This window comes from Francisella philomiragia (genome assembly GCF_018135955.1).
GTDB lineage: Bacteria > Pseudomonadota > Gammaproteobacteria > Francisellales > Francisellaceae > Francisella > Francisella philomiragia.
Map to the genome: position 1 here is coordinate 1,846,547 of NZ_CP063138.1, position 17,794 is coordinate 1,864,340.

The following is a 17,794-nucleotide window of genomic DNA, read 5'->3' on the forward strand; positions in this document are numbered from 1 at the left end:
TAAACCTATAACTCTTATACCTTATTAACTAAAGTATCTACCAAAAAAAATAACTAAGCAAATCAAGATTTAGCTAAAGTAAAATATTTTCCTGATTATCTTGTAAAGTTTTTAAAAACTCACTTACTGAAATTTGCTTAACCTCACAAACTTTATTAATCACCTTAAATAGTAAAGTTGGCATACCATCATTTTGCTCCTTACCCAATAGCCAAGAGTATGATGAGGGATTATCTGTCTCTATTAAGATTCTATCCAAAGGTATTCGTCTAGTTATATCTCTAATATGTTCGCTAAATAGAATCTCAACACCTATTGAGAAATGGCCACCTAATGCCAAATATTTATCCAACACATCAAGATCTCCTGCATACCAGTGGACAATAAACCTATATCGCTTATATCTCTCTAAAGTTTGCAAAACCTCTAGCTCTGCTCCACTTGTATGTAAGTTTAGTAATTTATTATCTACAGCTGAGTGCGAGACTATATACTCAAATACTTGCTGCTGATCATCAAATGGAGCCGCATAATCCAAAAACCTCTTATCTAAACCAATCTCTCCTATATATTTACTCTCAAACAAGTATTTATCTAAAGACATAAGATCATGTACATATATATCCGCCTTCCATGGATGAATACCAAATGATGGAATAATAAAATCATAGTTATCGCTCAGGGCTTTTATCGAAATATATGATGGAACACACATTGCAACAGATAAGAGCTTTATATCATAGGTTCGACACTCTTTAACTACCTTGTTTAAATCCTCTGATGAATATTTATCTGTGTGGACATGTGCATCTAATATCATTTATATATACATTAATTTTTTCCAATGAATATAGCCGTATATTGCCACAATTAGATATATAAATGTAGTAATAGCTGCAAATGGTAAATCTTTATACATATATAACAGTACATAAGTGGAATCAACAACCATCCATATCATCCAGTTATCTATTATTTTCCTGCTCGCTAAAAAAACACAAACAAGTGATGCCACACTTGTAAAACCATCCATATATGGCGTTGTTGAGTCTGTATAATTTATAAGTAGCTGAGAAACCACCAAACCAAACACACCAATACTTACTAGAACTTTTAACCAACCAATGATTTTAAGTCTATGAACAACTATCTTTTTGTGACTAAAGTTGGGTTGCCAACTATACCAACCGTATCCAAAGCTAAACAAAAGAATCATCTGCAATATAGCATCAGCATATAAGCCACTTATTGAAAACAATCCCGCACTCATAATCAAGCCAACTATACCCACAGGCCAACCAATAATATATAGCCCTGCTAATAAAAAGGTACACAAAAGATTAATAACCATTGTACAAAAATCAAGAAGATGAATCATGGTTCTATTAAAGATAAGTTTTTAAAGATTATAATAACTTGTATTTTTGAATAAAAAAACTGGTGATCTATAAATAATACACATAACTAGTGTTAAGCTATTAGTAAGATAAAGAAATAATTGACTATGTCTAAAAGCAGATATATTATCACTTATGCTTGTTATAACATATTTAATATGAGGATCAAATTATGAAACTAAAAAAAATATTAACTGCCACTTTACTTGCAACATCAGCATTATCACTAAGTAGTTGTTGGTTAGTTGTAGCTGGTGCAGTAGGTGCTGGTACTGTTGCTTATGTTGATGGTAAGTATTCAATGAATTTAGACGGTAGTATAAAAGATGTTACTAATGCAACTCTTAAAGCTATTAGTGAAAATGACAACTTAGCGATTACTAAGAAAAATGTAGCTCCAACTAAAACTGATATCAAAGGTAAAACTAAAGTAGGCTCTACTGATTTCTATATTGAAATACGTGAAATTACTAAAAACGCATCAAAAGTAACCATCAAATTTGGTACATTTGGTGATCAAGCAATGTCAGCTACACTAATGGGACAAATCCAAAAAAATCTATAATTTAAAGGTTAACTAAAATGACTATCTTTAAAAAACTTCTTATTGCAACAACAATATCTGCCTCTGCACTAACATTGAACAGTTGTATTGTAGCTGCTGTTGCTGTTGGTGGTGGTACTGTTGCCTATGTAGAAGGTAACTATTCTATGAATATAGAAGGTAACTACATTGCTGTATATAAGGCAGCTCTTAAGGCAGTTAATGATAACAACGACTTCGTTCTGGTGTCAAAAGATATTGATAAAACTAAAAAATCTGCCGATATCGAGGGTGCTACTAAGATAGATAGTACAAGCTTTAGTATCAAGATAGATAGTCTTACTGATAAAATATCTAAAGTAACTATCAAGTTTGGAACTTTTGGTGATCAAGCGATGTCATCAAAACTTATGGATCAAATTCAGGCTAACGTATATAAAGCTTCTTAGTAATGTTCAAAAAAGCTCACTTTATCATTTTATCAGTTATCATGCTGATATCTCTGAATAGTTGTGTTGCCACTGCAATTTTAATAGGAGCAGCAGTTGTTGCTGGTGGTGCTGTATATTATGTAAATGGTGATTATATAATTGAGGTACCCAAAGATATCCGCTCTGTATACAATGCAACTATCAAAACTATGCAAATGGATAAACAGTTTTCTCTACTTAGCCAATCATATAAAGATAAAACAGCTGAAGTCAAAGCATCTCAGAATGGCAATGATGTAACTATTAATCTGACTAGTCTAAGTAACCGCTCTACTGAGATAAAAATTCGAGTCGGAACTCTCGGTGACGAGAAAGATTCTATAAATATAGCAAATGCTATAACCAAAAATATAACCTAGATAAGTATTTATCGATTTTTGGTCAACTTTTTCTTTTTAAAAACTTTCAAATATGTATAATTTGTGTTAATTCTGAACTGACCCAGTATTACTGTATTATCATGAGTAATAAAGTACTAGACACATATTATAAAAACAATCGCCATATATGGGTGTTAGTATTATCTGGCGCTGTTATAGGAACATTAGTAGGCCTATTTGCAACATTTTTCCAATTAATCCTAGACTCTATTAGTGAACTTAAAAAGATGTTGTTTTCTTTAAGTGGTGGTAATCTATTTATCGAAATCATAATGTCTGTTTCGTTAACTATAACTATGGTAGTGATATCAATACTTATAGTTAGAAAGTTTGCCAAAGAAGCTGGTGGTAGTGGTATCCAAGAAGTAGAAGGAGCGCTAAAAGGATGTCGAAAATTACGTAAAAGAGTAGTTCCTGTAAAATTTGTAAGTGGCCTTTTCTCTTTAGGCTCTGGTTTAAGTTTAGGTAAAGAGGGTCCTTCAATACACATGGCAGCTGCATTAGCGCAGTTCTTTGTAGATAGATTTAAACTTACCAAAAAGTATGCAAACGCTGTAATATCTGCTGGTGCTGGTGCTGGTTTAGCTGCTGCATTTAACACACCTCTTTCTGGGATTGTCTTTGTAATCGAAGAAATGAATAGGAAATTTAGGTTTAGTGTTTCAGCAATAAAATGTGTTCTTGTAGCTTGTATAATGAGTACTATTGTTTCTAGAGCTATTATGGGCAATCCCCCTGCAATACGTGTCGAGACATTTAGTGCAGTTCCACAAAATACTCTTTGGTTATTTATGGTGTTGGGTATTATCTTTGGTTACTTTGGACTACTATTTAACAAATCAATTATCAAAGTCGCAAACTTCTTTTCAGATGGATCTAAGAGAAGATACTGGACTCTAGTTATAACTGTTTGTATAGTATTTGGTGTCGGTGTTGTACTTTCTCCAAATGCTGTGGGCGGTGGATACATAGTTATAGCAAATGCTTTAGACTACAACCTATCTATCAAAATGCTTTTAGTTTTATTTGCTCTACGTTTTGCCGGTGTAATTTTCTCATATGGGACGGGTGTTACAGGTGGTATATTTGCACCGATGATTGCTCTTGGGACTGTTTTTGGTCTAGCCTATGGTCTATCTATAGCTCAGCTTTTCCCTGAGTATAATATTGATGCCGGTGTCTTTGCTGTAGCTGGGATGAGTGCCTTATTTACTGCAACAGTAGGTGCGCCACTGACTGGTATTGTACTAGTAATGGAAATGACTTGGAACTTCCACCTTTTACTTCCTCTGATGATAACTTGCTTTAGTGCGTCGATGCTGACATATATTCATCATCAAAAACCAATATATGATACTCTATTAAGACGTACTATTTCTAATGAAAGAAAACAGCAGGCGAAGGAAAAAAATGAGCGAAATCAAAAGTCAGCTCCAGATACTCAAGGACAACCTATCTCAAAAGAAGAAATATAATCACGTAATTTCTCTAATGCACTGGGACTTAGAAACAGAAGCTCCCAAAAATTCAATCAACACCACATCTGAAGTTATTGGTTTTTTCAGTGAAAAAATCTATGAAATAACTAATAGTGAAGAAATAACTAAAAGCTTAAAGTACCTAAATAACAACTTGTCAGCACTTGATGAGACTAACAAAAGGATTGTGTATCTAACAACAAAGCAAAAAGATAGACTAAGCAAAATACCAAAAGATGAGTATGTCGCATACAACAAACTACTATCACAAGCTCAAAATATTTGGACAAAAGCTCGTAAAGATAATGACTTTGAAGTATTTGCTCCATATTTAGAAGAGATTATAAAGTATCAAAAAAAGTATGTCGAAAGAATTAGCTATAATGAGCACCCCTATGATGTGCTTCTTGATGATTATGAAGAGGGTATGACTGTTGCAAAATTAGAACCTTTCTTTGACAATCTAAAAGAAAGAATAGTACCTCTTCTAGAAAAGATAAAAGATGCTAAGCAAGTTAATACTAGCTGCATTGATAAACCATATAATATTGATAAGCAAAAAGAGTATTCTCACAAAATAGCTAAGCAACTAGGATTTAACTTTGATAGCGGTATTCTAAAAGAAAGTGCTCATCCATTTACTCTAAACTTCAATAAATATGATGTTAGAATGACAACACGCTATATTGAGGATCTTTTTACTTCTTCATTATTTGGTACTATCCATGAAACTGGTCATGCCATGTATGAGCAAAATATCGGTGATAATATTTATGATACTATATTAGGCACTGGTGTTAGCTTAGGCATACACGAATCACAGTCACGATTTTATGAAAACTTAGTCGGTAAAAATAAAGCATTTTGGGATAGTAATTTTAGTGAATTACAAAACTTATTTGCTGAAAACTTGACTAGTGCTAATGAAGAAGACTTCTATAGAGCTATTAACAAAGTTAGCCCTAGCCTAATTCGTGTAGAAGCAGATGAATTAACATACTCCCTACATATACTAGTACGCTTTGAAATAGAAAAAGAAATCTTTGAAAAAAATCTCGATGTTAGCGAGTTGCCAAAGCTATGGAATGATAAATATCAAAAATACTTAGGCATAATTCCAAATAATTTCTCTGATGGGATATTACAGGATGTTCACTGGTCTGCTGGATTGTTTGGCTATTTCCCAACTTATGCTCTTGGTAGTGCGTATGCTTCACAGATTTTTTACTACATGAATAAAGAATTTGATGTAAATGCTGCAATTAGAGAAAATAAACTAGAACTAATACTGAGCTTCTTAACTAAGCATATACACCAATTTGGCAGTCTAAAACCTGCTGATGAAATTATCCATGATATGTGTGGAGAATATCTAAACGCTAAATACTATATTGATTATTTGGATGATAAATTTTCTAAAATTTACAATTTAAAATAATATTGATATCAGCATCTTTCTACTCTAGCCTTTGCAACAAATATTAGCGATAATATAAGCATTAAAATTTAATTATAGTATTTAAATGTCAAAACTAAATGCTTATTTTGGTGAGTATGGTGGTCAATTTGTACCACAAATACTTGTGCCTGCTCTTGATCAACTAGAGCATGAATTTATAAAAGCACAGGCTGATGAAAGTTTTAAACAAGAGTTTAAAGAACTTTTACAAGAATATGCAGGTCGTCCAACTGCTTTGACAAAAACTAGAAATATAGTCAAAAACACAAAAACTAAATTATATCTAAAACGTGAAGATCTACTACACGGTGGTGCTCACAAAACCAATCAAGTACTTGGTCAAGCTCTATTAGCCAAGAGAATGGGTAAAAAAGAGATAATTGCAGAAACTGGAGCTGGTCAACATGGTGTTGCTACTGCTTTGGCTTGCGCACTACTTGATCTAAAATGTAGAGTATATATGGGTGCTAAGGATGTTGAGCGCCAAAGCCCTAATGTCTTTAGAATGAAATTAATGGGTGCTGAAGTCATACCTGTACATAGCGGTTCAGCAACGCTTAAAGATGCTTGTAACGAGGCACTAAGAGATTGGTCAGCAAACTATAACAAAGCTCATTATTTATTAGGAACTGCAGCAGGACCTCACCCTTTTCCAACAATTGTTAGGGAATTTCAAAGAATGATCGGTGAAGAAACTAAACAACAAATTCTCGCTAAAGAAGGTAAATTACCTGATGCTGTGATTGCCTGTGTTGGTGGTGGTTCAAATGCTATTGGTATGTTTGCTGACTTTATTGATGAAACTAGTGTACAACTGATAGGTGTAGAGCCTGCTGGTAAAGGTATTGAAACTGGTGAACATGGAGCGCCTCTCAAGCATGGTAAAACTGGTATATTTTTTGGTATGAAAGCGCCATTAATGCAAAATGCTGACGGACAAATTGAAGAGTCGTACTCTATATCAGCAGGTCTAGATTTCCCCTCTGTTGGTCCACAGCACGCCCATTTACTAGCAATAGGTCGTGCTGAATATGCATCTGCTACTGATAATGAAGCGTTAGATGCTTTTAAATTGCTTTGTAAGAAAGAGGGAATTATCCCGGCTCTAGAATCATCTCACGCCTTAGCATATGCTCTTAAACTTGCTTATGACAATCCTGAAAAAGAGCAACTTTTGGTTGTTAATTTATCTGGGCGTGGTGATAAAGATATTTTTACAGTACATGACATTTTAAAAGAAAAGGGAGAGATTTAGTAATGGATAGATACACAACCCTTTTTGCAAGTTTAGAGAAAAGAAGTGAAGGTGCTTTTATACCTTTTGTAACAATTGGCGACCCGAATAAAGAACTATCTCTTGAGATTATCGACACTCTAGTTAGCTCAGGTGCCGATGCTCTTGAGTTGGGTATACCTTTTTCTGATCCTTTAGCAGATGGACCAACAATTCAAGAAGCAAATATTCGTGCCCTAGAGAGTGGCGTAACTCCTAAAGATTATTTTGATATCCTCACAAAAATAAGAGTAAAATACCCTCATACCCCCATTGGCTTATTGCTTTATGCTAATTTAGTTTATGCAAATGGTATAGAGAATTTTTATCAAAAATGTTTAGCTGCAGGTGTTGATTCTATACTTATAGCTGATCTACCAGCTCATGAATCTAAAGAGTTTCGTGATATTGCTAAAAGAGTGGGTATTTCTCAGATATTTATTGCTCCGCCTGATGCTAATGAGACTACTCTTAAACAAATTTCTGAACTTGGAAGTGGTTATACTTACTTGCTCTCAAGAGTTGGCGTAACAGGTGCAGAAACTGCAGCAAATATGCCCGTAGAAGATGTGTTAGCTAAACTTAGAGAATATAATGCACCCAAGCCAATCTTAGGTTTTGGTATCTCTAAACCTGAGCAAGTACAACAAGCTATCAAAGCAGGTGCTGCTGGTGCAATTTCAGGTTCTGCAACAGTAAAAATAATTCAAAACAATCTCTCAAATAAAGAGATAATGCTTAGTGAACTTGAATGTTTCGTTAAAGAAATGAAAGCCGCAACTAAAAATAATTAAAGACTACTTTGCTTTTGTAAATTATAATTCTTTCTCCAAGTTATATAGCCATAGATAGCATTTATTAATGCTACAATTTTGGTAATAATAACAGGAATAATTGCAATAGTAATTGCTGAATCCAAAATCCCATCAACCCAAATTGAAATTGTCAAAACATCTACAGCCAACCAGAGTATCCAAAACTCTTTAAATAACAATACTGTAAGTATAAAAGCTATAATTGAAGTAACTTCAACAATAGCATCTGCGACCAACCCCACATTTTGACCAAAATATAGATGTAAAACAAAGTACCCATATATAGTAGATACCACAGCTATAAAAGCCAAAATACTTATAAACTGTAATCTCGTTAATTTTTTGATTTTTATATGTTTTTCTTTAGTTGTGTTTTTGGGTCTAGTCCAGTTATACCAACCATAAAACTGTATTGGACACAAAAAAAGTACCGCAAGAAGTAATTGACCATAAACTTGGTTTTGATATGAGATCACAGCGTACATAACCGCTGCTATAAACCCTAAAACATAATTAAAAACTTTTCCCTTAGCTGCTAATATTAAATTTGTAATACTAATAACAGAGAATATGAGTATAAATGCACTACTTCCACTAATAAATGCGGCAATAATAGTTAATACTATACAGCTAATTAGCCAGCTAACCTCTCTTTTACTCCAACCAGTAAAAGTGTTTTGTAATATATTCATTTTATAAGTTAATAAAATATTTAGAACTGTATTTTAGAACTCTTGATAACAAGCTACAAGTACTATTTATTATTCGTTAAAAATGTAAAACAAAAACACCAATAAAACATATTAAAACTTATCTATATTTTTTTTCCAATAAGCTTAATTTATTACTTGAAAAATAGCAAAGTATCCTTAAATATATAACAGATACTATTTCTTAGGGGGAAATAATGGATATAAATAAATTTACAATAAAACTACAGGAAGCATTAGCAGAGGCTCAATCTTATGCTTTTCAGCAAAAAGCTACTGAGTTTACATCAGCACACATGCTAAAAGCTCTTTTGGAGCAAAATGATAGTGTTGTTGCATCAATTCTTAGTGTTTGTGGTGTTAATATACAAAACTTTGCAAAAGCTGTAAATGATATGGTGGATGGCGTTGCAGTACTATCAGGAGAAGGTAATCCTCAAGTAGCTCCATCTAGAGATTTGATAGCTACATTACATAAGATGCAAGAGCTTGCTAATAAAAATGGCGATGAGTTTATTTCAAGTGAAGTTTTCTTGTTAGCCTCTTTAGAAGACAAAAGTTTAACTGGACTATATAACAAGTTTAGTATTACAAAAGAAAAACTGACAAAAGCAGTCAATGATTATCGCGGAGGAGAGAAAGTGAGTAGTCAAAATCAAGAAGATATGAAAGGCGCATTGGATAAATATACAGTGGATCTGACAGATTTAGCGAGAAAAGGAAAGATTGATCCAATTATAGGTAGAGATAGTGAGATCCGTAGAACTATACAAGTATTACAAAGAAGAACTAAGAACAACCCTGTGCTTATAGGTGAGCCAGGTGTTGGTAAAACTGCTATTGTAGAAGGCTTAGCTCAACGAATAGTTAATGATGAAGTACCAGAAGGGGTCAAAGGCAAAAAAGTATTATCTTTAGATATGGGTTCATTATTAGCTGGTGCTAAGTTTAGAGGAGATTTTGAAGAGAGATTAAAATCTGTTTTAAAAGAATTATCAAAACAAGAAGGTAATGTGATTCTATTTATAGATGAATTACATACTATGGTAGGTGCTGGTAAAGCAGAAGGCTCTATGGATGCTGGTAACATGCTTAAACCAGCTCTAGCTAGAGGTGAGCTAAAGTGTGTTGGTGCAACAACTTTAGATGAATATCGTGAGTATGTTGAAAAAGATCCCGCACTTGAAAGAAGATTCCAAAAAGTGCTAGTTGATGAACCAACTGTTGAAGATACTATTGCTATACTTAGAGGTCTGAAAGAAAGATACGAGTTGCACCATGGTGTAAACATTACAGACTCTGCTATTGTGAGTGCTGCTACATTATCACATAGATATATCACAGATAGACAACTACCTGATAAAGCTATTGATTTAGTGGATGAAGCAGCTAGCCAAATTCGTATGGAAATAGACTCTAAACCTGAAAAAATGGAGAGCTTGTACCGTAGAATTATTCAGCTAAAAATGCAACGTGAGCAGTTAAAAAAAGAAAAAGATGATGCTACCAAGAAGCGTTTAGAAATATTAGAGGCTGAAATCAAAGGCTTAGAATCTGAGTATCAAGGCTTTGAGGAACTTTGGAAAGCTGAGAAGCTTAAAATGCAAGGTACAAGTAAGCTAAAAGAAGAGTTGGAGAAAGCTAAGTTTGAGCTGGAGAAATACCAAAGAGCTGGTGATTTGAGCAAAATGGCTGAACTACAATATGGTAAAATTCCAGAACTTGAAGCTCAAATTAAACAAATTGAAAATACTGAAGCAGAACCCTCTGAAAATAAACTTGTAAGAACATCTGTTACAGAAAATGAAATAGCTGATGTAGTTTCTAAAGCTACTGGCATACCTGTTTCTAAGATGATGGAAGGAGAAAAAGATAAGCTTCTAAACATGGAAAGCTTCCTACATAAGAGAGTAATTGGCCAAGATCAGGCTATAAAAGCAGTATCAAATGCTGTGAGAAGATCTCGCTCCGGATTATCAGATCCAAATAGACCTATAGGTTCATTTATGTTCTTAGGTCCAACAGGTGTAGGTAAAACTGAGCTTACAAAAGCATTAGCAGAATTCTTATTTGATGATGAGGATGCAATGCTTAGAGTAGATATGTCTGAGTTTATGGAGAAACACTCTGTAGCTAGATTGATAGGTGCTCCTCCAGGATATGTGGGTTATGAGCAAGGCGGTTATCTGACTGAACATGTTAGAAGAAAACCTTATTCTGTAATCTTATTAGATGAGGTTGAAAAAGCTCACGCAGATGTATTTAACATCTTGCTACAAGTATTAGATGATGGGCGACTAACTGATGGTCAAGGCAGAACAGTTGACTTTAAGAATACTGTAATAGTTATGACTTCTAACCTTGGTTCGCATAGAATCCAAGAAATGCAAGGTCAAGACTATGACACAGTCAAAGATGCTGTAATGGAAATGGTACTTAGCCACTTCAGACCTGAGTTTGTAAATAGGATTGATGATGCTATTGTGTTTGAACCTCTAAACAAAGAGATGATAACTGAAATAGCTAAGATACAGATTAAGCGCTTAGAAAAACGTCTAAGAGATCTAAATATAGGTTTAGAAGTAACTGCTAAAGCTATGGATAAATTAGCTGATGCTGGTTTTGATCCTGTATTTGGTGCTAGACCACTTAAACGAGCTATCCAAAGCAACTTAGAAAATCCTCTAGCACTTAAACTACTAGATGGAGAGTTTAAAGCAGAAGATAAAATAGTTGTTGATGTAGATAGTGACCACAATATAGTTTTTTCTAAATAAATCCTTTTGTATATTTCTTTAAATTGTCTTTATTAGTTGGTAAAAATTAACAGGTGCTTGTTATTTTCTGATAATTTACTATTTCCTAATAGGTTATATACTATAACAGCAATTCATTTTTATATAAAATTTTAGATTCGGAGCAATTATATGAACTATAAAAAGCTATTAATAAGCGCTTTATTAACAGCATGCGGAGCTACAAGCTATGCTGCTGTAGAGTATAACGCTGGTACTAGTTATTCTAAGGGTCAAGAAGTAAAAAATGCGGAATCTTGCTATGTATGTGATATACCGGGATGGTGCTCTTCTTCAGCTGCTTGGGCTTATGAGCCAGGCAAAGGTACTGCTTGGCAACAGGCTTGGACAGAAGGATGCAAAGATCCTGGTCCATCGCCAGAACCTACTACAGAAAAAACAATCTCTGTAAAACTATCTGGAGATAGTTTACCTGCTAATGCAAAAATTGAATTCTCAGCGAATGGTAAGTCTTATGCTGTCACAAATAATCAGGTAACATTACCATACTCAGATAGTCAAACTATCAATTACACTATTAGTGCAACTAATGGGTCTATTTCTCCAAACTTTTTTGCTATGACAAAAGATTCTAGCTCTATAAATTTAACATATACAAAGCAACCAGCTCCAGTACCTGGCAAGTGTGACACTATTCCAAAAGATGTTAAAGATTTTATCCCTAATGGTCAAGGTGGCTTCTGGGGTGGTTATAGTAAAGGTGCTTTTGTTAAATTTGATGGTTCTATATATCAACTTCTAAATGATTATTGGACTAGTGCTTCTCCTGCTGATAGCTCAGCTTGGGTACTATGTGAAGCTATAGTACAGGCTCAAGTGAATATCAAAACTACAGGTCTACCTCAAGCTATAGATAAGGTTGATATTAAAATTGGTTCTCAAACATATACTATAAACCCTAATAACCCAACGCCTATAACAGTGGCTAAAGGTTCTTATGATGTTTCAGTTAGTAGTATTTTAAGCTCTGATGGTTCAAAAAACTATGTTGCTAAAACTATTACTCCTAACCCTGTAGTAGTTAGTGAAGAAACTAAAGAGATAAACCTAAATGTAAGCTTCCAAGCAGAAGATGTTAAACCTGCTAATGTTAGTTTCAATGTTAAATTCCCTGAAGATGCTTCTCCTAGTAAAACTGTAACAGCAGAAAGAATATCTTCTAATGGAGATAAGTACGGTGATTCTATAAACTTGGATAGTGGCTCAAATACAACAAGTATTCCTTCAAAAGGTGAATTTACTATAAAACCTGAAAGCTATGAAATTAATGGCACTAACTATAATGCAAATAGCATAACTATAGTTGATGGTAAGGTTCAAGGTGATAACACTATTAGCTATGAAATTGCTGGTGCTTGGCCTGAAAAAGTCATTGGAGGATACACAGCTTCTTGGGGTGCGGACTGGAATCATAAAATAACTTCTATAGATAATATGGGCGAAAATGGTTATAACATTGCTCTATTAGCCTTTGGTAAAGTCATCAATACAAGTGTTGGTATGTTTGATGATGCTACAATATGCGCAAGTGGATGTACTTGGGACTATGACTATACTAAAAAAGACGCTCCTTTAGTTATTATGTCATTTGGTGGTATCGCTCATGAAAGCACATGGACACCAGATCTTTCATCAGATCAATCTATAAATAAAATAGCTGAAGATATTGTATCTTTTGCTGCTGAAAATCATATAAATGGTGTTGATTTTGATTTAGAGGGTGCTAGTACAGGAATATCAGATGCAGATGTTGTTTTGGTTGATGGTGTTCAAACATACCCTAAAATAACTAAGTTAATCACAGCAATTAGAGAAGCTGCAAATAAACAAGCTGATAAATTCCCTAGAGGGTTTTTCATAACAGCAGCACCTCAAACAGATGGTAAAGATCTATACTGGGCTGCAAGTGGTAATAAAAGGTTTGATAGCATGCTCAAAGCAGATGCGTGTGGTGGTCATGAGTGTTTTGATTCAATATTTGTTCAAAACTATAATTCCTCAAAAATGAATCCTAATACAGCTTATGATATAGTAACTAGATTGCTTACTGCAGGCAACAATACTAAAACAAAATTTGTAATGGGTTATGATCTTGCTAGTGGTGAATGGGTTAATAACTATCCTGTAATTGGATGGGAATCTGAAACAAATGGTCCAAATGCTCCGATAGTTTCTGCTACAAAATTTGCTAAAGAACATCAAGATATAGGTGCTTTTGTATGGCAAGCAGAGCAAGATAAGTTTGGTGGTGCAAGCAATAAGGGAATTATGACTACAGGCAAAGATTCTTACAGTTTTGCTCACGCAATGAAAGAAGTATACAATATCAAGTAGTCACTAAACTATCATAAAACCTTAATTTAACCTTCTCCTTTCTGATAAAATATCTTTTAAGAATAATTCTCACAATATATTTATCAATATGAATCTTTCTAACATTAAAATCATGCTACTTGGCTCAGGCGAGCTTGGCAAAGAATTTATCATAGCAGCTCAGAGACTTGGCATACACACTATAGCTGCAGATCGTTACGAGAATGCGCCAGCTATGCAAGTAGCTCATGAGAGCTATGTTATAGATATGCTAAATGCTGATGCTCTTGAACAACTAATATTAGCAAAAAAACCAACTTATATAGTTCCTGAGATTGAGGCTATAAATACTGATAGCCTAGTAAAGTTAGAGGCTCATAACTTCAATATTGTCCCATGTGCTAAAGCTACAAAGCTCACTATGGATCGCCAAGGTATAAGATCTCTAGCAGCTAATGAGCTTGGTCTAGCGACATCTAAATTTGCTTTTGCTAATAGTCAAAAAGAATATCTTGATGCTGTTGAGGTTATTGGACTACCATTTGTGATTAAACCTGTGATGAGCTCCTCGGGCAAAGGACAATCTATAGTCAAAGAACGTAGCGAAGTTCAGAAAGCTTGGGATTATGCCCAAAGTGGCTCTCGAGGTCATGCTAAAGGTGTAATTGTAGAGCAATTTATAGATTTTGATTATGAGATTACACTTCTAACTGTTAGACATAAAGATGGTACTTCATTTTGTGATCCTATCGGACATATCCAGAAAGATGGTGACTATAGATTCTCTTGGCAACCTCATGCAATGTCGAATATAGCTCTAGCGAAATCTCAAAAGATAGCCAAAGAGATCACAGATGCGCTAGGGGGATATGGGGTTTTTGGCGTTGAGTTATTTATAAAGGGTGATGAAGTATTTTTTAATGAAGTCTCTCCTCGTCCTCACGATACAGGCATGGTAACACTCATATCACAAAACATTAATGAATTTGAATTACATCTGCGTGCAATATTAGGGTTACCGATACCGCAAATACAAACTCTTCAACCCTCAGCATCAGCGGCTATATTACTTGAAGGAGAATCTACAGATCCAAGCATATTAGGGATTGATACTGCTCTATCTGACTCAAATATAGATATTAGAATTTTTGGCAAAAAAGAAATCCATGGTAAGCGTCGCATGGGAGTAGTTTTAGCTAAGGGTCAATCAACACAACAAGCTTTGGATGCCTCTAAAAAAGCCGTAAGCAAAATTTTTATCTAGCATAAAAATCAAAGCTTCCTAACCAGGTTGATACCATCTCCTATAGGGATAATACAAGCTTCCACTGTATTATCATTATGAATTAATTTATTTAACTCTCTTATAACCAAGGTGTTTTGCTCATTATTGTACTCATCTGCAACTCTACCTGACCAAAGCACATTATCTATTGCGATAATTCCACCTGAGTTTACCAATTTTAAAGCTTTTTCATAGTAGTTAATATAGTTTGGCTTATCCGCATCTATATATACAAAGTCAAACTTCTTAGCTTGCTTTTCAAACCTTTCTAAAGTTTCTAAAGCTGGTGCAATATTAAGATTAATTTTATGCTCAACGTTTGCTTCTTGCCAAAAGTGTTTGTATGGCTTGATATATTCATAACTAATATCACAGGCTTCTAGTTTACCTTCATAGGGTAATGCTTGAGCCATAATCAATGTTGAAAAACCTCTAAAAACACCGATTTCTAAGACATTTTTTGCATTAATCATTTTGATAAAGAGACTAATAAGCTGTAACTGATTAGGTGAGCTAAGCATGTGACTTAACTCATCATTTGCTGCTTTATCAAAGAGCTCCTGTGCAGTTTTATCTAGTTTTACTGAATTATCATTTATATATTGATTAAGGCTAGGATTACTAAACAATGATGCTATAGACATAAAAGATACCAATTAATTTAACGATACGATAGTAATAAGTTTAGAGAATCACGAACCAAAAGACAAAAAATGTGCAGTAAAGGCCTACTTAATTTTAGTAATAGAAAATGTCCAGAACCAGAAAATAAGAGCATAAACCCCCCACCATTCAACAATATTATGATTAACTGTTGTCTGATCCATAAATACTGACCATATCGAAAAAGCTGCCGTTATCAAAATGGCAAATCTACGCAAAATAAGTGGCACTTTGTTTAGTCGATCTGAATACTTATATTCGATAATTGTATACCAAACCTGACAAATACTCATTAGCACAAAGAACACAGCAACACCCTTTAGATGAACTTTCATAAGAGTCTGCTGACCATCAATTACTGAAGTCCCAATTATTAAGCCAATACAACCAACAGATGCTAAGAAAAGCATAACTTTACCTTGCTTAATTATTGATTTTTTATTATCACTTATTTGAACAAGTAGCTGTGTGATAAAAAAGAAAATCACTGCCATAAGCGTAGCAGTCGGTATTAGTATAGCTTTGAGCATATACTTCTCATACGATGTAAATCCAGCATGCGTAATATCAGAACAACCAGAAATAAATGGATTACATAAAGTATTATTACCATCTGCAATAGATACAAGATATGTTACAAAAAACAAAACCGCTACAGATATTGTTGTCGCAGCGATTAATTTTCTTGGGTCAAGTTCAGCTTTCATTTTTAACCAAAACATTATTATAAATCTTATGCTAATAGTACCACTTGTTAATAGATATTTCTAATTTTAGCTCTTTTATTTTATGTTATAGATGTATGAAAAATTTAGGCTTTGTCACACATAATCAACAAAATAGATTAATATTTACCTTTTTCATATCTATGCTATAATTTGTGGGTTTCTTCTAAAAAAGTAAAATAACGAAAGGATTTAGTAAAATGCCATTTGTAGTTACTGAAAATTGTATCAAATGTAAATATGGTGACTGTGTAGAAGTATGTCCTGTTGACTGTTTCTATGAAGGTCCTAACATGTTAGTAATAAACCCAGACGAATGTATCGACTGTGCTCTTTGTGAGCCTGAGTGTCCTGTCGATGCTATCAAATCTAGTGATGATCTTACAGAGAGCCAAGAGCAAATGCTTGATCTTAACAGAGAGTTAGCTAGTATTTGGCCAAATATCGTCGAAAAATGTGATCCTTGTGAAGATGCTGATAACTGGGCATCTGTTCCAGATAAGTTAAAATATTTAGAAAAATAATCTTTCATTTTTATCTAAGAATCTTATCTTATTTTCTTCATAAGCTTATTTTTTTGTCGGCAGCTATTTGTAAAAAGTGTATAATGACACTAATAATTTTGAGCTTTTGTACAAACTGATAGTTAAATAAAACTACTAAAAATTTATGGAGAGTCTTTAAATGAAATCTTTTTTTAAAAAGATTTGGAATATTCTAATGTGGGCTAGGATGACTGCTTTCCAACTCTACTCATTTGCTGTTATTGGTGGTTGTAGTGTCCTTATAAATATATTCGCTTTTTTTAATCTTCCTATTGCTTGGAGAATGGCTGTTTGTAAAGTTTGGACTTATCTGTATTGGATAGGAATGCTTGTTTTCTTACAAGTGTATATTCGTGTGAGTGGTCGTATAAACATCGATAAAGATTATCCTTGTATATATGTATCTAAACACCAATCAATGCTAGAGACATTTATGTTTTATGGTTTAATTGGTAAATGTCATTTTATTATGAAAAAAGAGCTTTTTGATGCTCCAATCTTTGGTACGGCGATGAAAAACCTGGGCAGTATCGCTATAGATAGAGATAAGCCAAGAGAGTCATTAAAAAAAGTTGTTACAGATGGTAAACAAAGTCTAGCAGATGGAATCAATGTTGTAATTTTTCCAGAAGGTACGCGAGTTAATATTGGCGAATATCCAGAGTTTCAACGTTCTGCAATGAAACTAGCAGCTGATGCAAATACTTATATTATTCCTGTTGCTCATAATTTTGGGAGATTTTTCCCTAAAAAATGGGGACAAGTAATTAAGCCTGGTATTGCTAGAATGGATTTTGGTAAACGCATAGATCCTAGAGATTTTGACTCGAAGACTCTAACTACTTACTGTCATAAGGTAATAACGGAAAAAACAAAAGAGTTTAAAGGTTAAATAAGAGG

Annotated in this window: 17 protein-coding genes; 12 read left to right on the forward strand and 5 right to left on the reverse strand. The window is 33.9% G+C overall.

The window, feature by feature from the left end:
• Positions 1–73: 73 nt before the first annotated feature.
• A complete protein-coding gene (locus tag IMS64_RS08940) occupies positions 74–820 on the reverse strand; it encodes a TatD family hydrolase (RefSeq protein WP_211490476.1) in 747 nt (248 codons plus the stop codon).
• A complete protein-coding gene (pnuC, locus tag IMS64_RS08945) occupies positions 821–1,378 on the reverse strand; it encodes a nicotinamide riboside transporter PnuC (RefSeq protein ID WP_042517055.1) in 558 nt (185 codons plus the stop codon). It lies immediately after the preceding gene.
• A gap of 191 nt (positions 1,379–1,569) precedes the next feature.
• Between pnuC (IMS64_RS08945) and IMS64_RS08950 the strand changes: the two genes are divergently transcribed.
• The 7 genes from IMS64_RS08950 to trpA all read left to right on the forward strand — a co-directional run bounded on the left by IMS64_RS08950 (position 1,570) and on the right by trpA (position 7,816).
• Positions 1,570–1,962 carry a DUF3568 domain-containing protein gene (locus IMS64_RS08950; protein ID WP_211490477.1) on the forward strand — a complete coding sequence of 131 codons (393 nt, stop codon included), beginning with the start codon at positions 1,570–1,572 and terminating at the stop codon, positions 1,960–1,962.
• A 17-nt stretch (positions 1,963–1,979) separates the two neighbouring features.
• Positions 1,980–2,390, forward strand: a complete 411-nt coding sequence (locus IMS64_RS08955) for a DUF3568 domain-containing protein (RefSeq protein ID WP_004286893.1) — start codon at positions 1,980–1,982, stop codon at positions 2,388–2,390.
• Between the two features lie 2 nt (positions 2,391–2,392).
• Positions 2,393–2,791: a DUF3568 family protein gene (locus IMS64_RS08960; protein ID WP_035737195.1), complete on the forward strand. Its 399-nt coding sequence runs from the start codon at positions 2,393–2,395 to the stop codon at positions 2,789–2,791.
• Positions 2,792–2,892: 101 nt separating this feature from the next.
• Positions 2,893–4,287 carry a H(+)/Cl(-) exchange transporter ClcA gene (gene clcA, locus IMS64_RS08965; RefSeq protein WP_200150747.1) on the forward strand — a complete coding sequence of 465 codons (1,395 nt, stop codon included), beginning with the start codon at positions 2,893–2,895 and terminating at the stop codon, positions 4,285–4,287.
• Positions 4,223–5,728, forward strand: a complete 1,506-nt coding sequence (locus IMS64_RS08970; protein WP_211490478.1) for a carboxypeptidase M32 — start codon at positions 4,223–4,225, stop codon at positions 5,726–5,728. The genes clcA and IMS64_RS08970 overlap by 65 nt, the downstream gene beginning before the upstream one ends.
• Positions 5,729–5,813: 85 nt before the next feature.
• Positions 5,814–7,004, forward strand: a complete 1,191-nt coding sequence (gene trpB / locus IMS64_RS08975; RefSeq protein WP_088821761.1) for a tryptophan synthase subunit beta — start codon at positions 5,814–5,816, stop codon at positions 7,002–7,004.
• Positions 7,005–7,006: 2 nt separating this feature from the next.
• Positions 7,007–7,816, forward strand: coding sequence for a tryptophan synthase subunit alpha (gene trpA / locus IMS64_RS08980; protein WP_211490479.1), 810 nt, complete (start codon positions 7,007–7,009; stop codon positions 7,814–7,816).
• Here the strand turns inward: trpA and pnuC (IMS64_RS08985) are convergent.
• Positions 7,813–8,529, reverse strand: coding sequence for a nicotinamide riboside transporter PnuC (gene pnuC / locus IMS64_RS08985; RefSeq protein ID WP_004286886.1), 717 nt, complete (start codon positions 8,527–8,529; stop codon positions 7,813–7,815). The genes trpA and pnuC (IMS64_RS08985) overlap by 4 nt on opposite strands.
• Positions 8,530–8,744: 215 nt before the next feature.
• Here pnuC (IMS64_RS08985) and clpB point away from each other — a divergent pair, with 215 nt between their 5' ends.
• The 3 genes from clpB to purT all read left to right on the forward strand — a co-directional run bounded on the left by clpB (position 8,745) and on the right by purT (position 14,940).
• Positions 8,745–11,324, forward strand: a complete 2,580-nt coding sequence (clpB, locus tag IMS64_RS08990) for an ATP-dependent chaperone ClpB (RefSeq protein ID WP_211490480.1) — start codon at positions 8,745–8,747, stop codon at positions 11,322–11,324.
• A 150-nt stretch (positions 11,325–11,474) separates the two neighbouring features.
• A complete protein-coding gene (locus IMS64_RS08995) occupies positions 11,475–13,697 on the forward strand; it encodes a glycosyl hydrolase family 18 protein (RefSeq protein ID WP_211490481.1) in 2,223 nt (740 codons plus the stop codon).
• A gap of 88 nt (positions 13,698–13,785) precedes the next feature.
• Positions 13,786–14,940: a formate-dependent phosphoribosylglycinamide formyltransferase gene (gene purT / locus IMS64_RS09000; protein ID WP_211490482.1), complete on the forward strand. Its 1,155-nt coding sequence runs from the start codon at positions 13,786–13,788 to the stop codon at positions 14,938–14,940.
• Between the two features lie 8 nt (positions 14,941–14,948).
• On the opposite strand, the gene IMS64_RS09005 is transcribed toward purT, so the two are convergent.
• The gene (locus IMS64_RS09005; RefSeq protein ID WP_035737215.1) at positions 14,949–15,605 is read right to left on the reverse strand and encodes an O-methyltransferase; all 657 of its coding nucleotides are present in this window, start codon (positions 15,603–15,605) and stop codon (positions 14,949–14,951) included.
• Between the two features lie 84 nt (positions 15,606–15,689).
• Positions 15,690–16,331, reverse strand: a complete 642-nt coding sequence (locus IMS64_RS09010) for a Frag1/DRAM/Sfk1 family protein (protein ID WP_042519136.1) — start codon at positions 16,329–16,331, stop codon at positions 15,690–15,692.
• 218 nt (positions 16,332–16,549) lie between these two features.
• Between IMS64_RS09010 and fdxA the strand changes: the two genes are divergently transcribed.
• Both fdxA and IMS64_RS09020 read left to right on the forward strand, forming a co-directional pair.
• On the forward strand, positions 16,550–16,873 hold the full coding sequence (fdxA, locus tag IMS64_RS09015) for a ferredoxin FdxA (protein WP_004286881.1): 324 nt from the start codon (positions 16,550–16,552) through the stop codon (positions 16,871–16,873).
• A 160-nt stretch (positions 16,874–17,033) separates the two neighbouring features.
• On the forward strand, positions 17,034–17,786 hold the full coding sequence (locus IMS64_RS09020; RefSeq protein ID WP_088821766.1) for a lysophospholipid acyltransferase family protein: 753 nt from the start codon (positions 17,034–17,036) through the stop codon (positions 17,784–17,786).
• The last annotated feature ends 8 nt before the right edge of the window (positions 17,787–17,794 follow it).